The following is an 18,835-nucleotide window of genomic DNA, read 5'->3' as shown; positions in this document are numbered from 1 at the left end:
CATGACGCCCATAGGAGAAGAAAGCAGCGGAGCGGGTCCGAACGGTCTCGACGGACGGATCACCGGAGCCCTGGTCGGGGCCGCCGTCGGCGACGCGCTCGGCGGCCCCGTCGAGGGCTACTCCCCCGAGCAGATCGCCGACCGGCACGGCGGCCGGGTCCACGGGATCGTCGGTCCCTGGCACGGCGACGCCTGGCGCACCGCCCGCCCCATCGCCCCGTACCACAAGGGCGACGGCCACGTCACCGACGACACCTTGATGACCCACGCGCTGGTACGGGTCTACGGCCGCGTCCGCGACCACCTGGACGCGTACGCCGTCGCCGACCACCTGGTGCCGGACCTGATGACCAACCCGCGCTGGATCCCGGAGCTGGAGGCCGAGACGCTGCCGCTGCAGCGCCTGTTCCTCGCCGAGAAATGGCTCGTGGCGCGGCTTGCCTACGGTCACGTGGATCCCCGGGAAGCGGGCGTCGGCAACATCGTCAACTGCGGGGCGGCGATGTACATGGCCCCCGTAGGCCTGGTCAACGCGGCCAACCCGGCCGCCGCCTACGCCGAGGCGCTGGACGTCGCGGGCGCGCACCAGTCGTCGTACGGCAGGGAGGCGGCCGGAGTCTTCGCCGCGGCCGTCGCCGCCGCCTGCGCGCCGGGCGCGACCCCGGAATCGGTCGTGACCGCCTGTCTGTCCCTGGCGCGGGACGGCACACGCACGGCGATCGAGAAGGTCTGCGAAGCGGCCCGCGGGCACCGGGAGTTCGAGTCGGCCCTGGCCCCGCTGCGCGCGGCGGTGTCCCCGTACGACACGGTCGGCCCCGACTACCGCGCCCCCTCCCTGGGCGCGCGCCGCCCCTCGCGTCTGCACTCCATCGAGGAACTCCCCGTCGCCCTGGGCATGGTGCTGGTGGCCGGCGGCGACTTCCGCCGGTCGGTCCTGGGCTCGGTCAACTACGGCCGGGACTGCGACTCGATCGCCGGCATGGCCGGTGCCCTGGCGGGTGCCCTGGGCTCCCCGGTCCCCGAGGACTGGGCGAGGGCGGTGGCGGAGGCGAGCCGTCTCGACCTGTGGGAACCGGCCCGCACGCTGGCGGAGGTCACCCGAGAGATCTTCGAACGGGACGTACGCCGCCGGCGCGCGCACGAGCGTGCCTTCGCGGCGCTCGGGGGCACGCCTGACGGCCTGCCTCTCCGCGACACGCCTCAGAGCTCGGCCCCGGGCGGCACGCCTCACAGCACGGCCCCCGGCGCCGCGCCCCGCAGCACGGCCCCCGGCGACAGGTCCCGGAGCATGGCGCTCGGAGGCACGGCATGCTCCGACTGACCTGGGTCCAGCCGGAGGACCTGCTCGGTCACGAACTCCGTCAGGCCCGCCTGGACGGCCGGGAGCCGTCGAGGATCGAGGCCCGGTGGCGCGCGGCAGGAGGCCTGGACGCCCCGGAACGGGCCGGTGCCTCCCCGGCACGGGCGTCCCGCTATCTGCGGCTGCTGGCCGAGGACCTGCTGGACGAACTCGCCGACCTGCCCAGCGCGCTGGCCGACGACGAGCCGACGGACCTGGCGGGGATCAGGGCGCTGTGCCCCGACTGGCCGAAGCCGCCGGGCACCCCCCGCCCGGCCCCCGGCCCGCTCGCCCTGGAGGCGGCCTGGCTGGGCCGGGCCGCCGGCTGTCTGCTCGGCAAACCCGTGGAGAAGCTTCCGCTGGACGGCATCCGCGCTCTTGCGCGGTCCACCGGCAACTGGCCCCTGTCCACGTGGTTCACGGCGCAGGGCGTCCCCGAGGACCTCCTCGCCCGCCACCCCTGGAACCGCCGCTCGGCCCCGTCCTGCCTCGCCGAGAACATCGACGGCATGCCCGAGGACGACGACCTCAACTACCCCCTTCTCAACCTCCTCCTCCTACGGCGCCACGGCAGGACCTTCACCACCGACGACGTGGCAAGGCTCTGGCTGGAGGAACTCCCTCCCGGCCGCGCCTTCACCGCCGAGCGCGTCGCCCTCCGCAACCTCCTCACCGGCATCGAACCCCCGCACACCGCCCGCCACCGCAACCCGTTCCGCGAATGGATCGGCGCCCTGATCCGCGCCGACATCCACGGCTGGACCAACCCCGGTGACCCCGCGGCCGCCGCCGAGCAGGCCCACCGCGACGCGGTCCTCACCCACACCGCCAACGGCGTCTACGCGGCGATGTTCACCGCTGCCACGCTCGCCGGGGCGGCGACGGGCAGCCAGGACGTCCACGCCTGTCTGCGCACCGGCCGCACCGTGGTCCCGCCCCGCTCCCGCCTGGCGAAGGCGATCGACCATGCCCTCCGCGCCGCCGCGCGGCACCGGGACTTCGACGATGTCGTGGACGAACTCCACGCCGCCTACTCCCCCACCCATCACTGGGTCCACGCCCTGCCCAACACCGCCCTGGTCGTCGCCGCCCTCACCCACGCGGACGGCGACTTCACCGGCTCCGTCTGCCGTGCGGTGTCCGGCGGCTGGGACACCGACTCCAACGGGGCGACCGCGGGAAGCGTCTGCGGCCTCCTCGCCGGCAGCCCGCCCGCGCTCCCGGACCGCTGGCGGGCCCCGCTGAAGAACCGCCTCGCCACCACCGTCGCCGACTTCGACGGCACCGGCTTCGACACCCTCGCCCACCTCACCCACCTGGAGGCGATCCGCCCATGACCCACATCGCCGTCCTCGGCAGCACGAACATGGACCTCGTCACCTATGTCGCCAAGGCCCCGCAGCGCGGCGAGACCGTGACGGGCCGGGATTTCCGCACGATCCCCGGCGGCAAGGGCTCCAACCAGGCGATTGCCGCGGCCCACGCCGGGGCCACCGTCTCGGTGATCGGCGCGGTCGGCAACGACGCGTTCGGCCTGCGCCTGCGCGACACCCTCGAACACTCCGGCGTGGACACCGACTTCCTGCGCACGGTCGAGGGGCCGTCCGGCACCGCGCACATCGTGGTGGACGACGAGGGCGGCAACTCCATCGTCGTGATCCCCGGCGCCAACGGCACCGTCGACCACCTCTCCCCCGGCGACGAGGGGCTGATCGCCTCCGCGGACGCCCTGCTGCTCCAGCTGGAGATCCCGCTGGCCGCGGTCGTCGCGGGCGCGCAGGCGGCCCGCCGGCACGGTGTGCGGACGATCCTCACCCCGGCCCCCGCCCAGCCGCTCCCGCCCGAACTCCTCGCCGCCACGGACCTGTTGATCCCCAACGAGTACGAGGCGGTCACCCTCACCGGCCGCACCGACCCGGGTGAAGCGGCAGCCGCCCTGCTGGAGCTGGTCCCGGAGGTGATCGTCACGCTCGGCGCGACCGGCAGCCTGTACCTGGCCCGGGGCGCCGAACGCATGGTGGTGCCCGCGCCCCGGGTGAAGGCCGTGGACTCCACCGGCGCGGGCGACACCTTCGTCGGCGCGCTCGCGGTGGCCCTCACCGAGGAGAAGCCCGTGCGGGAGGCCCTGTCCTGGGCGGCCGCCGCCGCGGCCCTGTCCGTGCAGCGGGAGGGGGCGTCGGCGTCGATGCCGTACCGCTCGGAGATCGAGGCGCAGTACACCGCATGAGCGAGAGCCCGACCACGAGCACAGACACAGACACCAGCACCGGCACCGGCACCGGCACCGGTACGGACAGAGGCGCTGGCGCAGGGACAGGCGCAGGCACCGTCGCGACGACAGCCAGGACGACACCCACGACGACGACTGCGACAACAACTGCCACAACGACCGCGGCGACAACCCTGACGACGACCGCGCCTACGCACCCGGGGATCCGGCCGCTCGACGGCCTGCGCGTCCTCGACCTGGCGACCCTCTTCGCCGGCCCCATGGCCGCCACCCTGCTCGGTGACTTCGGCGCCGAAGTGATCAAGGTGGAGCATCCGGACCGGCCCGACCCGTCCCGCGGCCACGGCCCGGCGAAGCACGGCGTCGGGCTGTGGTGGAAGGTGCTCGGCCGCAACAAGCGCGCCATCACCCTCGACCTGTCCAAGCCCGGCGGCCGGGCCACCCTGCTCCGCCTCGCCGCGACCGCCGACGTGGTGATCGAGAACTTCCGCCCCGGCACCCTGGAGAAGTGGGAGCTGGGCTGGGCGGAGCTGTCCGCCGCCAACCCGCGGATGGTCCTGGCCCGGGTCACGGCCTTCGGCCAGTTCGGCCCGTATGCGCACCGGCCCGGCTTCGGCACGCTCGCCGAGGCGATGAGCGGGTTCGCCGCGCTCACCGGCGAACCGGACGCGCCGCCGACGCTCCCGCCCTTCGGGCTCGCGGACTCCGTCGCGGCCCTGGCGACCGCCTACGCCGTGCTGACGGCCTTGGCGGCCCGGGACCGGACCGGCGCGGGGCAGGTCGTGGACATGGCGATCATCGAGCCGATCCTCGCCGTCCTCGGCCCCCAGCCCACCTGGTACGACCAGCTCGGACACGTCCAGGAACGCACCGGCAACCGGTCCGCCAACAACGCCCCGCGCAACACCTATCGCACCGCCGACGGCCGCTGGGTCGCCGTCTCGACCTCCGCCCAGTCGGTGGCGGAGCGGGTGATACGGCTGGTGGGCCGTGCGGAGCTGATCGAGGAGCCGTGGTTCGCCACGGGCGCGGAGCGTGCCGCGCACGCCGATGTGCTGGACGAGGCGGTGGGCTCCTGGATCGCGGCCCGCACCCGCGCCGAGGTCCTCGCCGCCTTCGAGAGGGCGGAGGCGGCGGTGGCCCCGGTCCAGGACGTACGGGACGTCATGGCCGACCCCCAGTACCGGGCCCTGGACACGGTCACCACCGTCGCCGACCCGGAGCTGGGCCCGCTGCGCATGCAGAACGTCCTCTTCCGGCTGTCCGCCACACCCGGCACGATCCGCTGGGCCGGGCGCCCGCACGGCGCCGACACCGACGCGGTGCTCACCGAGCTGGGCCTCACCCCGGCCCGCCTGCGGGCCCTGCGTGCGGAGGGCGCCGTATGACGCCGTTCCCGCTCACCTGGCTCTACGTCCCCGGCGACCGGCCGCAGGTGGTGACCAAGGCGCTGGCCGCGGGCGCCGACGTGGTGGTGATCGACCTGGAGGACGCGGTCGCCCCCGATCGCAAGGAGTACGCCCGGGCGGCCACCGCCGAGCGGCTGGGCGAGCCGCAGCCGGTCCCCGTCCACGTCCGCGTCAACGCCCTGGACGGCCCCTGGGCGTCCGCGGACCTCACGGCACTGGCCGCGCCGGCGGGGGTGGCCGGGCTGCGGGTGCCGAAGGTGACCTCCGCGGACGAGATCAGGCGGGTCGCCGCAATCACCCCGCTGCCCCTTTACGCCCTGCTGGAGTCGGCCCTCGGCATCGAGCACGCGTTCGCGATCGCCACCGCCCACCCGTCCCTGCGGGGTGTCTCCCTCGGTGAGGCAGATCTGCGGGCCGACCTGGGTGTCCGGGCCGACGCGGGCCTGGACTGGCCCCGTTCCCGGGTGGTCGTGGCCGCCCGCGCGGCAGGCCTCGCCCCGCCGCCGCAGTCCGTCCACCCCGACATCCGTGACCTGGAGGGTCTCGCCTCCTCCTGCGCCCACGGCCGCGCCCTGGGCTTCCTGGGCCGCGCGGCGATCCACCCGCGCCAGCTCCCGGTGATCCAGCAGGCGTACCTCCCCACGCCCGCGGAGATCGAGGAGGCGGAAACGATCATCAAGGCGGCGGCCGCGAACGAGGGCGCCCAGGCCCTCCCCGACGGCCGCTTCGTCGACGCGGCGGTGGTGGCGACGGCCCGGCGGACCCTGTCGCAGGCGCGCCGGGAGTGACCTCGCCGACCTCACGCTTCCCCGCCGGTCCCCGCCGCTTCCCCGCCGCTTTCCTCGGGTCGCCACCGGTGTCTGCCGGCCTCTGCCGCTCTCCTCAGGCCCCCGCCCGCCGTGACGGCAATCCCCCACGACGGCGGCGCCCCACAACGGCAGCGGCTCGCGACGACGGCGACCTGCGACGGCGGTGATCGGCGGCGGCGGTGATCGGCGGTGATCGGCGGTGCCGGACTCGCCGCGGCCGTCGTCAGGCGCCCCGGACACACTCCCGGACATACGCCGAGGGCGCCCGGACCCTGTGCGTGTGCGGCTGCTGCCGCATGGTCCTGGCGCCCTCGGTGTCGTACAGCGCGGTGTCAGCCCTTCTTCGCCGACTCCGCCTCGTCCTCCGCCTCGGCCTGCGCGGCCTCCGGCTCGGCCGTGTCCCCGGCGCTCTCCCCGGCCCCGGCCTTCCCGTCGGCCCCCGCCTTCCCGTCGGCCCCCGCCTTCGCGGTGGCCCCGGCCTTCGCGGTGGCCTCGGACTTCCCGTCGGCCTCCGTCTTCACAGCGGCCTCGGACTTCCCGTCGGCCTCCGTCTTCACAGCGGCCTCGGACTTCGCCTCGGTGTCCGGCTTCCCGTCGGCCTCGCCGTCGTCCTCGGCCGGCACGTCAAGGACGCCCGGTTCGACGACCGCTTCCCGGCCCGGGCGCTTCTTCGACGACACGACCATGTACACCACCGCCAGCAGGAAGACGATCAGCGCGGTCCAGTCGTTGAGGCGCAGGCCCAGGATGTGGTGGGCGTCGTCGACCCGCATGTACTCGATCCAGCCGCGGCCCACGCAGTACGCGGCGACGTACAGGGCGAACGCCCGGCCATGACCCAGCTTGAAGCGACGGTCGGCCCAGATGACGAGGAAGCCGACGCCGACGCACCACAGCGACTCGTACAGGAACGTCGGGTGGTAGTAGCCCGGCACCCGGCCGCCCTCGGAGGAGGTGATGTGCAGGGCCCAGGGCACGTGCGTCTCGCGTCCGTACAGCTCCTGGTTGAACCAGTTGCCCCAGCGCCCGATGGCCTGCGCGAACGCGATGCCGGGCGCGACGGCGTCGGCGTAGGCGGGCATCGGGACGCCCCGGCGCCGCGCACCGATCCACGCGCCGAGCGCGCCCAGGGCGATCGCGCCCCAGATTCCGAGGCCGCCCTCCCACACCTTGAAGGCGTCCACCCAGTCACGGCCCTCGCTGAAATACAGCTCGTAGTCCGTGATCACGTGGTAGAGCCGGCCGCCGACGAGGCCGAAGGGGACCGCCCAGACGGCGATGTCGGCAACGGTGCCGGCCCGCCCACCCCGGGCGATCCAGCGCTTGTTGCCGAGCCAGACGGCGACGAAGACGCCGATGATGATGCAGAAGGCGTAACCGCGCAGCGGAATGGGCCCGAGGTAGAGCACCCCGTGCGACGGGCTGGGAATGTAGGCAAGGTTCATGGCAAGGTCGACGCTACCGTGCCGGGCCGGGAGGGCGGCAAGCAGCCCGGCAACGGGTACATAACGGGGACGTGAGAAATGCCTACCCCTGGTTCGCCTGCTCCACCATCTGCTTCAGCTTCGCCGGGGTCAGCGTCTGGTCCTGGTAGATGTTCTTTCCGTTGAGCAGGACGGTGGGCGTGCTGCTGAAGCCGCCGGACTGGAAGGCCTTCTGCGACTTGTTCACCCAGCTGTCGTGGGCGCCGTCGTTGACGCACTTGCGGAACGCGGGGGTGTCGAGGCCGTTCACCTTGCCGGCCAGCTGGATCAGCTTGCCGTTGTCCGCGAAGGCGTCGTCGGTCTCCTTGGGCTGGTTCGCGTACAGCACGTCGTGGAAGTCGCGGAACTTTCCGGCGTTCTGGGCGCAGGCGGCCGCGTTGGCCGCGCGCAGCGAGCCGGTACCGCCGAGGTTGCCGTCGATCAGCCGGACCAGGTGGTACTCGATTCTGAGCTTGCCCGCGTCCTCCAGCTCGTGGAGCGTGGGCCGGTACACCGTCTCGAAGGCCTGGCAGGCCGGGCAGCGGAAGTCCTCCCAGACGGTGAGCGTCGCCTTGGCGTCGTTCTTGCCGACCGGAATCGCCAGGCTGTCCTTGCCCTGCGCGCCGGAGGGCGCCGCGACGGGGCCCGCGCTGCCGCCCTTGTCCTTGCCCGCGTTCGCGGCGATCACGCCGATCACCGCCGCCAGGCCGAGGACGCAGACGACGCTCGCGCCCACGATCAGCGTGCGCCGTCGCCTGTCCGCGGCCTTCTGCTTCTCGCGCTCGACCGCCAGCCGCTCCCGGGCGGTGCGCTTTCCGTCACGGTTCTTCTCGCTCACACCCCCAGAACGAACCGGGGAGGCACAGCGCGCCTCCCCGGCCTGAGGTCCACTCGTTCGAGTGACCGAATCTTCCGTTGCGAACGACTACGGACAGCTACGAACGACCACGAAAGAGTGGCGAACGCAGGACGAACAACTACGAGCGGTTACGACCGCCCTCGAACGCCCTTCGCCAGCTCCCCGGCGAGCGCACGCACCGCTTCGATGCCGGAGGCGTGGTCCGGGGCGTCCAGCATCCGCTTCACGAACGCCGAGCCGACGATGACGCCGTCGGCGAAGCCCGCGACCTCGGCGGCCTGGGTCGCGTTGGAGACGCCCAGTCCGACGCAGACCGGCAGCGCGGTGCCGGTGGCCCGGGTGCGTTCGACCAGGTCCTGGGCCTGCGTGCCGACGGACTCGCGGGTGCCGGTGACCCCCATCAGCGAGGCCGCGTAGACGAAGCCGCTGCCCGCCGCGGTGATCTGGGCGAGCCGCTCGTCCTTGCTGCTGGGCGCGACGACGAAGACGGTCGCGAGGCCGTGCTTCTCGGCGTGCTCGCGCCATAGCGCCGACTCCTGGACCGGCAGGTCGGGCAGGATGCAGCCCGCGCCGCCGGCCTCGGCCAGCTCGGCGGTGAAGCGCTCGACGCCGTAGCGGTCGATGGGGTTCCAGTACGTCATGACGAGCACCGGCTTGCCGGTGGCCGTGTGCGCCTCGCGGACCGTGCGCATCACGTCCGCGATCCTGACTCCGCCGCGCAGCGCGATGTCGTCGGCGGTCTGGATGACCGGGCCGTCGAGCACCGGGTCGCTGTGCGGCAGGCCGACCTCGACGATGTCGGCGCCGCCGTCGAAAGCGGCCTTGATCGCCTCGATGCCGCCGTCCACGGTCGGGAACCCGGCCGGGAGGTAGGCGATGAGAGCGGAGCGGCCCTCGGCCTTCGCGCCGGCGAGGGTGTCGCTCAGCAGCTGGATGGTGCCGTTCACTTGGCGTCCCCCTCGATCTCGGCGGTGTCGGCTTCGTTGGCGGCCACCTCGGCGTCCGTGTCGTAGAGGCCGAAGTAGCGCGCGGCGGTGTCCATGTCCTTGTCGCCGCGGCCGGACAGGTTGACCACGATCAGCCCGTCCTTGCCGAGCTCCCTGCCGACCTCCAGGGCACCGGCGAGGGCGTGGGCGCTCTCGATGGCCGGGATGATGCCCTCGGTCCGCGACAGCAGGCGCAGGGCCTGCATGGCGGCGTCGTCGGTGATCGCGCGGTACTCGCCGCGGCCGCTGTCGCGCAGGTAGGAGTGCTCCGGGCCGACGCCCGGGTAGTCCAGGCCGGCCGAGATGGAGTACGGCTCGGTGATCTGGCCCTCCTCGTCCTGCAGGACGTAGGAGCGGGAGCCGTGCAGGATGCCGGGCTCGCCCGCGGTCAGGGTGGCCGCGTGCTCGCCGGTCTCCACGCCGTGGCCTGCCGGTTCGCAGCCGATCAGGCGGACGCCCTCGTCGGGGATGAAGGCGTGGAAGAGGCCGATGGCGTTGGAGCCGCCGCCCACGCAGGCGACGGCGGCGTCGGGAAGCCGCCCGGCGCGCTCCAGGAGCTGTCGTCGCGCCTCGACGCCGATCACCCGGTGGAAGTCGCGGACCATGGCCGGGAAGGGGTGCGGGCCCGCGACCGTGCCGAACAGGTAGTGGGTGTGGTCGACGTTCGCCACCCAGTCCCGGAACGCCTCGTTGATGGCGTCCTTGAGCGTGCGGCTGCCGGACTTCACGGCGACCACCTCGGCGCCGAGCATGCGCATCCGGGCCACGTTGAGGGCCTGGCGCTCGGTGTCCACCTCGCCCATGTAGACGGTGCAGTCGAGGCCGAAGAGGGCGCAGGCGGTCGCGGTGGCGACGCCGTGCTGGCCGGCGCCGGTCTCCGCGATGACACGGGTCTTGCCCATGCGCCTGGTGAGCAGGGCCTGGCCGAGAACGTTGTTGATCTTGTGGGAGCCGGTGTGGTTGAGGTCTTCCCGCTTGAGGAAGACGCGGGCACCGCCGGCGTGCTCCGCGAACCTCGGTACCTCGGTGAGGGCGCTGGGCCGGCCGGTGTAGTTGACGAGCAGGTCGTCGAGTTCACGGGCGAACTCGGGGTCGGCCTTGGCCTTGTCGTACTCGACGGCCACCTCGTCCACGGCGGCGACGAGGGCCTCCGGGATGAACTTGCCGCCGAACGCGCCGAAGTAGCCCTCGGTGCTGGGCACCTGACCGGTGAGGTCGGGGATGAAGAACTCGCTGGGCATACGGATACCTCGCAGGGGCTGGGCCCCGGTTGAAGGACGGGGTACGGGTACGCGTGCGCTGCTCCGGGGACGCTTTCCCACCCACCCGCCCTCGCTGTCGGCAGGGGCGGACAGAACCCTGAGCACTGCTGTCCACAGGCCGGCCGAGTCACGGCTCCGGTGAGCCACGTCCGGCGACCGAGTCGCAAACCCGTCGGGTCACTCCTCGACCGACCGGATCGCAAGCCCGCCGGACCGCTCCCCGGCCAACCGGGTCACAACCCCATCGGGCCACTCCCCGACCGACCGAGACACAACCCCATCGGGCTGCTGTTCAGCCGACCGGGTCGGGAACCTGCCGGGTCGCTCTCCGGCCGACCGGGTCGGGTGGTGGGTGCGCAGAGGGCCGGAGGGTCGGGAGACGGAGTCTCCCGAGCGGTCCGGGCGCCAGGAGCACGGATCAACCGGCATTCACAGCAGAACGTCGGCTCAGCGCGCGCACGCGGCGCCGCGCCATCGCATGCCGTTCACTTGGCCGGGCTCGTCACCGATCACATAGCGGACCCGCCGTCCGTGCACCCGTCGTGCGGGGGCACGGCAGCCTCGGGGCCGGCAGCCGCGCGCGAGGCGGGCATACGGGTCCCGCGTCGCCGGGGTGATCGGAAGCATCATCGCAGGTCAGCCTGTCGGCAGCTCAGCCCCGCCCGTGCCGCAGCGCGGGGTGCTCGCCCGCGGCGACCAGGTCGGAGACGGCGGCCTTCGGGTCACGGCCGGTGACGAGGGACTCGCCGACCAGGACCGCGTCCGCGCCGGCGTTCGCGTAGGCGATCAGGTCGTGTGGTCCGCGCACTCCGGACTCCGCGACCTTCACGATGTTCTCGGGGATCTCGGGGGCGACCCGCTCGAACGTGCCGCGGTCGACCTCAAGGGTCTTGAGGTTGCGCGCGTTGATGCCGATGATCCGCGCACCCGCGTCGACGGCCCGCTCGGCCTCCTCCTCGTCGTGCACCTCGACGAGCGGGGTGAGTCCGATGGACACCGCTCGCTCGATCAGCGACTCCAGGGCCGGCTGTTCGAGGGCGGCGACGATCAGCAGGGCGAGGTCGGCCCCGTAGGCCCGGGCCTCCCACAGCTGGTACGACGTGACGATGAAGTCCTTGCGCAGCACCGGGATGTCCACGCGCGCGCGGACGGCCTCCAGGTCCGCCAGCGAGCCGCCGAAGCGGCGCTGTTCGGTGAGCACGGAGATGACGGCGGCGCCGCCGGCCTCGTAGTCCGCGGCGAGCCCGGCCGGGTCGGCGATCGCGGCCAGCGCGCCCTTGGAGGGGCTGGAGCGCTTGACCTCGCAGATCACCTTGACCCCGTCGCCCTTGAGCGCGGCCACCCCGTCCTTGGCGGCGGGGGCCTTCGCCGCACGCTCCTTGAGCTCGTCGAGGCTGACGCGTGCCTGCCGCTCCGCGAGGTCGGCACGGACTCCGTCGATGATCTCGTCGAGCACACTCACGCGAGCGGCCCCCTTTCAGACGGTTGTTCCTCCGGGTTTTGAAAACCCTTGGTCACTGCGATGGTATCCGGAGCTGCACGAAGGCCCTGCATCCGCTCCATTTCGGTCCCACCACCTGGACATTGCGTGGACGATCAGGGATGCAGCCAGCTGCCGAAGGGCAGGTTCCGGACCACGGTGAAGACCAGCAGCAGCGCGCCGGCGGCCCACAGCTGCGCAGGTCCCGGCTCGAACCGCATCGGCCGACCGCGGACCGTGCGGACCGTCCAGACGGTCCACAGCACGGCGAAGCCCAGGTAGGCGGCCACGCCCGCCGCGTTGTCCCGCAGGGCGGCGAGGAAGTCTCCGTGGACGAAGGCGTGCGCGCTGCGCAGTCCGCCGCAGCCCGGGCAGTACAGGCCGGTGAACCGGTACAGGGGGCACACCGGGTAGTGGCCGGGCTCGTTGGGATCGACGGTGCCGACGTAGGCGAAGGCGCCGGCGACGGCGGCGAGCAGCCCGGCCGGGACGGCGAGGCGCCGCCACGGCGAGGCGGACGGAGCCGTGTACGGGACGGCCTGCGGAGTCAGCGGCGGTGCCGTGCTGCTGTCGGCGTTCACACCCGCATTCTGCCCCGGGAGCCGCCCGAACGCGCGCGAGGGGCGGCCGGCGCCCTCTCGGGTGCCGGCCGCCCCTCGCGGGAAGAGCTCGGGCTCAGCTCTCGGCGCCGGCCGGCTCACGGGTCGCGGCGGGGGCCGTGCGGGAGAGGGCCTGCGCCTGCTGCTTCGGCTGGCCGAGGCCCATGGAACGCATGACGGCGCCCACGACACCGCCGAGGACCACGATCGCCATGCCGGCCCAGAAACCGAGCGGGTTGGCCATCACCATGAAGGCGCCGGCGACGCAGAAACCGATGATGGCGATGGTGACGCCGGTCCAGGCGGCCGGGGTGTGTCCGTGGCTGGTGCCCGCCATGACTTGCTCCTCGTTGCTGTGTACGTGTCGTAGTTCGAGTCGTACGTGTCGTACGGTTCCGAGCCCGCCCGTCACTGTCCGAGCCGGACGCTCGTCGTCCATTGTCCCGTACGCACCCGCGTGCCGGACGCGGGGGTGGCGTCTGGTTCGCCACATCCGGGGACGGCCGGCCAGATCCGCTGACGGCCGACGGCGACAGGGACGGGCGACGGTGTCCGCGGGCACGGCCCACGGTGTCCCCGGCGGGCAGGACGACGGCATCCGCGGACCCGGCCCACGGCATCCGCGCACACGGCCGACGGCGTCCGCGGGCATGGTCCCGGCTCAGGCGCCGGTCGGGTCCTCGCCGCGGTCCAGGGCCTTCCAGATCTCCTCGGGGCGCTCGGGATCGACCGGGCGGGCCTTGCGCCGCGGGCGGTCGGCGCCGCGCTCGTAGCGGCCGGACATCGCGGGCCACAGCCGGCCGTAGCGCAGGGCGAGCAGCCCGGCGAGCAGGATCAGGACGCCGGCGGCGGCGGCGACGTACGGCCAGCCGGTGTGGCTGAGGGCGGCGACCGTGGCGGAGGTGTTGCCCGTGGTCTGCGCGGCCTTCTCGTCCAGCGCGGAGCTGTCGGAGGCCCCGACGAGCGCGGCGACGACGATGCCCGCGCCGGAGAGCGCGAGCACCGCGGCGACGACGAAGCGGCCTGCCCTGCGCACGGCGAAGACGGCGACGAGCGCGGCGAGGCCCACTATGGCGAGGGCCGCGGGGATGCCCGTGACATCGCTCCCCCTGGCGGTCAGCGGGAACGTGCCGCCGGCCACCGAGGCGGTGCCTTCCGCCCAGCGCTGGCGGGTGGCGAGCAGTGCCACGGCCGCGCCGAGCGCACCGCACATCAGGGCCACGGCAAGGCTCCGCCGGCCGGACCGGGCGGGTGCGGCGGCTTCGGAACGGGGGTGAGGTACGGCAGTCACGTACTCCACTATCGCCTGAACCCCGGGCGAACCGTCACCCGGGGTTCATCTCGGGCCGGTCAAGCCTTGGCGAGGCGGTTGGCCGTGTGCACGGCCCGCAGTACCGCCGCCGCCTTGTTGCGGCACTCCTGGTCCTCGGCGACCGGGTCGGAGTCGGCGACGATGCCCGCGCCGGCCTGGACGTAGGCCGTGCCGTCCCGGAGCAGGGCCGTGCGGATGGCGATGGCCGTGTCGGAGTCGCCGGCGAAGTCGAGGTAGCCGACGCAGCCGCCGTACAGGCCGCGCCGGGACGGCTCCAGCTCGTCGATGATCTGCATCGCGCGGGGCTTGGGGGCGCCGGAGAGGGTGCCCGCCGGGAAGCAGGCGGTCAGCACGTCGAACGCGGTACGGCCGTCCGCGACCTCGCCGGTGACCGTCGAGACGATGTGCATGACGTGGGAGTAGCGCTCGATGGACATGAAGTCCACGACCTCCACCGAGCCGGGCGCGCAGACCCGTCCGAGGTCGTTGCGGCCGAGGTCGACCAGCATCAGGTGCTCGGCGCGCTCCTTGGGGTCGGCGAGCAGTTCCTCGGCGAGCGCCTGGTCCTCCTGGGGCGTGGCGCCGCGGTGCCGGGTGCCGGCGATGGGGTGGACCATCGCCTGCCCGTCCTCGACCTTCACCAGGGCCTCGGGGGACGAACCGACGACGTCGAACCCGTCGAACCGGAAGAGGTACATGTACGGCGAGGGGTTGGTCGCCCTGAGGACCCGGTACACGTCCAGCGCGCTCGCCGTGCACGGGGTCTCGAAGCGCTGGGACGGCACGACCTGGAAGGCCTCGCCCGCGCGGATGCGCTCCTTGACGTCCTCGACGGCCGCCTGGAAGTCGGGGCCGCCCCACAGGGCGGTGTACTCGGGCAGCTCGGAGGGCGGCAGGACGGCCGGGGGCTGGGCGACCGGGCGGGAGAGGTCCGCCTCCATCGCGTCGAGGCGGCCCACGGCGTCCGCGTACGCCTCGTCCACGCCGGTGTCGAGGTCGTTGTGGTTGATCGCGTTGGCGATCAGCAGGACCGAGCCCTCCCAGTGGTCCATGACGGCGAGGTCGCTGGTCAGGAGCATGGTCAGCTCGGGCAGCTGCAGGTCGTCCCGCTCGCCGGGGCCGATCTTCTCCAGGCGGCGCACGATGTCGTAGCCGAGGTAGCCGACCATGCCGCCGGTGAAGGGCGGCATGCCCTCCTGGTGCGGGGTGTGCAGGGTCTGGAGGGTGGCGCGCAGGGCCGCGAGCGGGTCGCCGGACGCGGGGACGCCGACGGGCGGGGTGCCGAGCCAGTGGGCCCGGCCGTCCCGGGCGGTCAGTGTGGCGGCGGAGCGCACGCCCACGAAGGAGTAGCGGGACCAGGAGCGGCCGTTCTCCGCGGACTCCAGCAGGAAGGTGCCGGTGCGCTCGGCGGCGAGCTTGCGGTAGAGCGCGACCGGGGTGTCGCCGTCGGCGAGGAGTTTGCGCGTGACCGGGATGACGCGCCGGTCGGTGGCGAGCTTGCGGAAGGTCTCTAGGTCCATGGCGGCTGACCTTACTGATCCGCGGCCGGTGCGCCGGAACCGGCGCCGCGGCCGCCGTCCTTGAGCAGGACGTCCTCGTCGAAGCAGGTGCGCGCGCCGGTGTGACAGGCGGCGCCCACCTGGTCGACCTTGACCAGCAGGGTGTCGGCGTCGCAGTCCAGGGCGACCGACCTGACCCACTGGACGTGGCCGGAGGTGTCGCCCTTGACCCAGTACTCGCTGCGGCTGCGCGACCAGTAGGTGCAGCGGCCCGTGGTGAGCGTGCGGTGCAGTGCCTCGTCGTCCATCCAGCCGAGCATGAGCACCTCTCCGGTGTCGTACTGCTGGGCGATGGCGGGCACGAGCCCGTCGTCGCTGCGCTTGAGACGCGCGGCGATCTCCGGGTCGAGGCTGCTGGGCGGCGGCGTGCTGGTCATGGATGCCATTGTGCCGCGCCCCACCGACAGTGACGGTCCGTGTCCACTGGTTGAACGCAGCGGTGCGGGGGCGCGCCGTGCGCGGCGGCCGGACGACGGGTGGGCGGACCTGGTGTGTGGTCGTACGCTGATCTCATGTCGACCTTCGCCCAGCGTGAACGGCTGCTGCTCGCCGACCTCTTGGAGACCACCGGTCCGGACGCCCCGACCCTCTGCGAGGGTTGGCGCACGCGTGACCTCGCCGCGCACGTGGTGGTGCGCGAGCGGCGGCCGGACGCCGCCGGCGGCGCGCTGATCAAGCCGCTGGCGCCGCGCCTGGAGAAGGTGATGAGCGAGTACGCCGCGAAGCCGTACGAGGAGCTGATCCAGCTGATCCGGACGGGCCCGCCGCGCTTCTCGCCCTTCCAGCTCAAGCAGGTCGACGAGGCGGCCAACATCGTGGAGTTCTACGTCCACACCGAGGACGTCCGCCGCGCCCAGCCGGACTGGACGCCGCGGGAGCTCGACCCGGTCTTCCAGGAGTCCCTGTGGTCCCGTCTGGAGCGCACCGCCCGCCTGCTGGGCCGGGGGGTGCCGACGGGCCTCGTCCTGAGGCGTCCGGACGGCCAGACGGCCGTCGCCCACCGGGGTGCTCCGGTGGTGACGGCGACGGGCGAGCCGTCGGAGCTGCTGATGTTCGCGTTCGGACGGCAGAGCGCGGCGAAGGTCGTGCTGGAGGGCGACGAGGACGCGATCGCCAAGCTGCACGAGTCGAAACAGCTGGGCTTCTGAGAGGAGCGCCGCCGTGATCAAGGTCGCGATGACCAGCGTGTTCGTGGACGACGTGGCCAAGGCGCACGCCTTCTACACCACGGTCCTCGGCTTCGAGACCCGCACCCGCATGGACCTGGGCGAGGGCACGCTGTTCCTCACGGTCGGGGCGCCCGAGGGGGCCCAGCCGGAACTCCAGCTGCTGCTGGAGCCCGGCCAGGGGCCCATCGCGGAGCCGTACCGCACGGCACTGTACGAGGCGGGTATCCCGTGCATCGTCTTCTCCGTGGACGACATCGGTGCGCAGTACGAGCGGCTGCGCGGCCTCGGCGTGCGGTTCACGCATCCGCCGCAGGAGCAGGGCCCGGTGCTCGCGGCGGTGCTCGACGACACGGTCGGCAACCTGGTGCAGCTGGTCCAGCCGAGGACATGAGGGCCGGGCGGTTCCGGGCGCCGGAGCGGCCGGGCCCTTCCCGGCGCCGCAGTCAGCCGGGCGGTTGCGCCCGGCAGGGCCGGCCGGGCAGTTCCGCGCGGCGCAGAGGGCCGGAGCACAGGCCGTACGCGCCGCCCAGGCCGCACAGCGCCGCGCTGACGACGAACACCGGGCCGGTGCCCCACAGGCCGATCGCGGCGCCGGTCAGCGGGAAGGTGAGCGGCGCGACGCCGAGGCTGAAGAAGTTCGACACCGAGGTCACCCGGCCGGCGTAGGCCCGGTCGGACCTGGCCTGCAGGAGTGCGCCGCACAGCACGCCGTTCAGTCCGGAGACGAGACCGATGCACAGGGCGACCGCGGCGGCCGCCGCGACGTACGGCATGAAGGCGAGCGCGCCGATGGCGACGGCGCTGACGACGCCGGACACGGACAGGACGAGTCCCGCACGCGGGAGGTGCCCCCGGGCGGTGAGCAGCAGCGAGACGGCCCCGGCGCCCGTGCCGAACCCCGCGAGCACCCAGCCGACGCCCCCGGCGCCCCAGCCGCGTTCGTCGGCGAGGAGGGTCAGGCCGACGTTGAGCGGCCCGACGAAACCGAGGTCGCTGAGTGCGATGACGACGATCAGCGAGCTGAGGAGGCGGTCTCCGCGCAGATAGCGCAGGCCGTCGGTGAGCCGGCTCCACGCGGTGCCACGCTCGGGTGTGTCGTCCGCGGGCGGCTCCGCCACGCGCACGGCGAACAGGAGCGGCAGGGAGACGGCGAAGAGCAGCCCGGCCAGGCCGAATGCCGTCGCCGAGCCCCCGAGCGCCACGCCGAGGCCGCCGAGCGGGGCGCCGACGACGGCTGCCAGCCGGACCGCGAGTCCCCGCATACCGTGCACCCGGGCGAGTTCTCCGCGCCCCGTGATCCGGGGCGGCAGTGCGCCGAGCGCGGGCATCATGACGGCGTCGACCGCCCCGAAGACCAGGGCCAGTGCGGCCAGCGGCCACAGGCCCGGGCGCCCCACGAGCAGCAGGGCGGCGACCGCGAGGACCGCGGCACAGCGCACGGCGCCGCTGCCGATCAGCACCCTGCGGGGACCGTACCGGTCGGCGACCACTCCCCCGCCCAGCATCAGCAGAGCCCGGGGGACGGCGCTCAGCGCGGTGACCAGACCGGCCTGTGCGGGCGTCCCGGCCTGGACGGCGGCCCAGGACAGGGCGAGGTAGTAGACGTTGTCGCCGACGGCGGACGAGGCGTACGCGCCGAGCCAGCGCAGGACGTTGGGGTCGCGGTGGGCGGCGTGCTGTGCGGTGACGGAGGGGGCGGTGGCGGTGGCGGTGGCGTGCACCGTGGCGGTCGTTCTCGTGGTCACGTCGGTCCTCTCAGGTCCGGAACGGGAACGCGTACGTGTGCACCGCGACGGTCTCGCGGCCCTCGGTGTCACCGGCGGTGTCGGCGGCCCGGCCCTGCGCGTCGTACCTGCGCACCAGGGCGAGCATCTCCTTGTTCAGCTCGGCCAGTTCGGCCGCCGTCAGCCGCAGGACCGCCTCGGAGGACTCCGCGGCGGCGTTCCACTCCTTGCCCCAGTGGGACCGCTCGTCGAGGAAGCGCCGGTACATGCCGGCACGCTGTTCGAAGAAGAGCCGGCTGGCAGCGGTGTGCGCGGCCGCCTTCTCCGGGGCGTCCCGGAAGTCCTCGTCGCGGATGCTCACGCCGTCGGAGGCGGGCTGCCACCAGCGCTCCCGGCCGTCCCCGCTCTGCGGCTCGGCCTCCTCGATGAGCCCGTGCTCGGCGAGTTTGCGCAGGTGATAGCTGACCAGGGACACGGCCTCGTCGACCTGTTCGGCCAGGTGCGAGGCGGTCGCGACCCGGGCGACGGTCAGGCTCCGGTAGAGCTTCATCCGCAGCGGGTGGGCCAGCGCCTTGAGCGTGCCCAGGTCGGTGATCGGGCGGTCTCTCTCCTTGCCTGTCATGCACCCACCGTAG

Annotated in this window: 20 protein-coding genes; 7 read left to right on the top strand and 13 right to left on the bottom strand. The window is 73.4% G+C overall.

Features of this window, described 5'->3' with window-relative positions; translation table 11 throughout:
- Position 1 precedes the first annotated feature (1 nt).
- The 5 genes from ACFZCP_RS11970 (at position 2) to ACFZCP_RS11950 (ending at position 5,766) form a co-directional block, all read left to right on the top strand.
- Positions 2-1,321 (top strand): ADP-ribosylglycohydrolase family protein, encoded by a 1,320-nt coding sequence (locus tag ACFZCP_RS11970; protein WP_391426416.1) that lies wholly within the window; start codon positions 2-4, stop codon positions 1,319-1,321.
- A complete protein-coding gene (locus ACFZCP_RS11965) occupies positions 1,309-2,676 on the top strand; it encodes an ADP-ribosylglycohydrolase family protein (protein ID WP_391426414.1) in 1,368 nt (455 codons plus the stop codon). The genes ACFZCP_RS11970 and ACFZCP_RS11965 overlap by 13 nt, the downstream gene beginning before the upstream one ends.
- Positions 2,673-3,566, top strand: a complete 894-nt coding sequence (gene rbsK / locus ACFZCP_RS11960; protein ID WP_391426412.1) for a ribokinase — start codon at positions 2,673-2,675, stop codon at positions 3,564-3,566. Before ACFZCP_RS11965 ends, rbsK begins: the two co-directional genes overlap by 4 nt.
- Positions 3,567-3,742: 176 nt before the next feature.
- Positions 3,743-4,957: a CoA transferase gene (locus tag ACFZCP_RS11955; protein WP_391426886.1), complete on the top strand. Its 1,215-nt coding sequence runs from the start codon at positions 3,743-3,745 to the stop codon at positions 4,955-4,957.
- Complete coding sequence (locus tag ACFZCP_RS11950) at positions 4,954-5,766, top strand: aldolase/citrate lyase family protein (protein ID WP_391426409.1); 813 nt, start codon at positions 4,954-4,956, stop codon at positions 5,764-5,766. Before ACFZCP_RS11955 ends, ACFZCP_RS11950 begins: the two co-directional genes overlap by 4 nt.
- Before the next feature lie 353 nt (positions 5,767-6,119).
- Here ACFZCP_RS11950 and lgt read toward each other — a convergent pair whose 3' ends face one another.
- The 11 genes from lgt to hisI form a co-directional block, all read right to left on the bottom strand.
- Positions 6,120-7,232, bottom strand: coding sequence for a prolipoprotein diacylglyceryl transferase (gene lgt / locus ACFZCP_RS11945; RefSeq protein ID WP_391426407.1), 1,113 nt, complete (start codon positions 7,230-7,232; stop codon positions 6,120-6,122).
- Between the two features lie 82 nt (positions 7,233-7,314).
- Positions 7,315-8,088 (bottom strand): thioredoxin domain-containing protein, encoded by a 774-nt coding sequence (locus ACFZCP_RS11940; protein ID WP_362680050.1) that lies wholly within the window; start codon positions 8,086-8,088, stop codon positions 7,315-7,317.
- 149 nt (positions 8,089-8,237) lie between these two features.
- On the bottom strand, positions 8,238-9,056 hold the full coding sequence (gene trpA / locus ACFZCP_RS11935) for a tryptophan synthase subunit alpha (RefSeq protein ID WP_391426404.1): 819 nt from the start codon (positions 9,054-9,056) through the stop codon (positions 8,238-8,240).
- Positions 9,053-10,336, bottom strand: coding sequence for a tryptophan synthase subunit beta (gene trpB, locus ACFZCP_RS11930; RefSeq protein ID WP_391426403.1), 1,284 nt, complete (start codon positions 10,334-10,336; stop codon positions 9,053-9,055). The genes trpA and trpB overlap by 4 nt, the downstream gene beginning before the upstream one ends.
- Before the next feature lie 468 nt (positions 10,337-10,804).
- Positions 10,805-10,987, bottom strand: a complete 183-nt coding sequence (trpM, locus tag ACFZCP_RS11925) for a tryptophan biosynthesis modulator TrpM (RefSeq protein WP_391426401.1) — start codon at positions 10,985-10,987, stop codon at positions 10,805-10,807.
- A gap of 22 nt (positions 10,988-11,009) precedes the next feature.
- Complete coding sequence (gene trpC / locus ACFZCP_RS11920) at positions 11,010-11,819, bottom strand: indole-3-glycerol phosphate synthase TrpC (RefSeq protein ID WP_391426399.1); 810 nt, start codon at positions 11,817-11,819, stop codon at positions 11,010-11,012.
- Positions 11,820-11,953: 134 nt separating this feature from the next.
- Complete coding sequence (locus ACFZCP_RS11915; protein ID WP_391426883.1) at positions 11,954-12,388, bottom strand: DUF2752 domain-containing protein; 435 nt, start codon at positions 12,386-12,388, stop codon at positions 11,954-11,956.
- A gap of 124 nt (positions 12,389-12,512) precedes the next feature.
- Positions 12,513-12,773, bottom strand: coding sequence for an HGxxPAAW family protein (locus tag ACFZCP_RS11910; protein ID WP_362680040.1), 261 nt, complete (start codon positions 12,771-12,773; stop codon positions 12,513-12,515).
- A gap of 324 nt (positions 12,774-13,097) precedes the next feature.
- Positions 13,098-13,736, bottom strand: coding sequence for a TIGR02234 family membrane protein (locus tag ACFZCP_RS11905; RefSeq protein ID WP_391426396.1), 639 nt, complete (start codon positions 13,734-13,736; stop codon positions 13,098-13,100).
- 50 nt (positions 13,737-13,786) lie between these two features.
- Positions 13,787-15,268 carry an anthranilate synthase component I gene (locus ACFZCP_RS11900; protein ID WP_391426394.1) on the bottom strand — a complete coding sequence of 494 codons (1,482 nt, stop codon included), beginning with the start codon at positions 15,266-15,268 and terminating at the stop codon, positions 13,787-13,789.
- Positions 15,269-15,279: 11 nt separating this feature from the next.
- The gene (hisI, locus tag ACFZCP_RS11895; protein ID WP_362680030.1) at positions 15,280-15,684 is read right to left on the bottom strand and encodes a phosphoribosyl-AMP cyclohydrolase; all 405 of its coding nucleotides are present in this window, start codon (positions 15,682-15,684) and stop codon (positions 15,280-15,282) included.
- Positions 15,685-15,819: 135 nt separating this feature from the next.
- Between hisI and ACFZCP_RS11890 the strand changes: the two genes are divergently transcribed.
- Together ACFZCP_RS11890 and ACFZCP_RS11885 are read left to right on the top strand one after the other, a co-directional pair.
- Positions 15,820-16,455: a TIGR03085 family metal-binding protein gene (locus ACFZCP_RS11890; protein ID WP_362680027.1), complete on the top strand. Its 636-nt coding sequence runs from the start codon at positions 15,820-15,822 to the stop codon at positions 16,453-16,455.
- Positions 16,456-16,468: 13 nt separating this feature from the next.
- On the top strand, positions 16,469-16,867 hold the full coding sequence (locus tag ACFZCP_RS11885) for a VOC family protein (protein ID WP_391426391.1): 399 nt from the start codon (positions 16,469-16,471) through the stop codon (positions 16,865-16,867).
- Positions 16,868-16,919: 52 nt separating this feature from the next.
- Here ACFZCP_RS11885 and ACFZCP_RS11880 read toward each other — a convergent pair whose 3' ends face one another.
- Complete coding sequence (locus tag ACFZCP_RS11880; RefSeq protein WP_391426388.1) at positions 16,920-18,221, bottom strand: MFS transporter; 1,302 nt, start codon at positions 18,219-18,221, stop codon at positions 16,920-16,922.
- Between the two features lie 10 nt (positions 18,222-18,231).
- Complete coding sequence (locus ACFZCP_RS11875) at positions 18,232-18,822, bottom strand: helix-turn-helix domain-containing protein (protein ID WP_391426386.1); 591 nt, start codon at positions 18,820-18,822, stop codon at positions 18,232-18,234.
- Positions 18,823-18,835 lie beyond the last annotated feature (13 nt).

This window comes from Streptomyces sp. NPDC007971 (genome assembly GCF_042958635.1).
Taxonomy (GTDB): Bacteria; Actinomycetota; Actinomycetes; order Streptomycetales; family Streptomycetaceae; genus Streptomyces.
This window is presented reverse-complemented; position numbering and strand designations above follow the sequence as displayed.

Excerpts from the sequence above, each read along its gene's own strand:
- hisI (WP_362680030.1), bottom strand. The coding sequence starts at position 15,684 with ATGACCAGCACGCCGCCGCCCAGCAGCCTCGACCCGGAGATCGCCGCG.
- trpB (WP_391426403.1), bottom strand. The coding sequence starts at position 10,336 with ATGCCCAGCGAGTTCTTCATCCCCGACCTCACCGGTCAGGTGCCCAGC.
- ACFZCP_RS11970 (WP_391426416.1), top strand. The coding sequence starts at position 2 with ATGACGCCCATAGGAGAAGAAAGCAGCGGAGCGGGTCCGAACGGTCTC.
- ACFZCP_RS11875 (WP_391426386.1), bottom strand. The coding sequence starts at position 18,822 with ATGACAGGCAAGGAGAGAGACCGCCCGATCACCGACCTGGGCACGCTC.
- ACFZCP_RS11900 (WP_391426394.1), bottom strand. The coding sequence starts at position 15,268 with ATGGACCTAGAGACCTTCCGCAAGCTCGCCACCGACCGGCGCGTCATC.
- lgt (WP_391426407.1), bottom strand. The coding sequence starts at position 7,232 with ATGAACCTTGCCTACATTCCCAGCCCGTCGCACGGGGTGCTCTACCTC.
- ACFZCP_RS11890 (WP_362680027.1), top strand. The coding sequence starts at position 15,820 with ATGTCGACCTTCGCCCAGCGTGAACGGCTGCTGCTCGCCGACCTCTTG.
- trpM (WP_391426401.1), bottom strand. The coding sequence starts at position 10,987 with ATGATGCTTCCGATCACCCCGGCGACGCGGGACCCGTATGCCCGCCTC.
- ACFZCP_RS11950 (WP_391426409.1), top strand. The coding sequence starts at position 4,954 with ATGACGCCGTTCCCGCTCACCTGGCTCTACGTCCCCGGCGACCGGCCG.
- rbsK (WP_391426412.1), top strand. The coding sequence starts at position 2,673 with ATGACCCACATCGCCGTCCTCGGCAGCACGAACATGGACCTCGTCACC.
- ACFZCP_RS11965 (WP_391426414.1), top strand. The coding sequence starts at position 1,309 with ATGCTCCGACTGACCTGGGTCCAGCCGGAGGACCTGCTCGGTCACGAA.
- ACFZCP_RS11910 (WP_362680040.1), bottom strand. The coding sequence starts at position 12,773 with ATGGCGGGCACCAGCCACGGACACACCCCGGCCGCCTGGACCGGCGTC.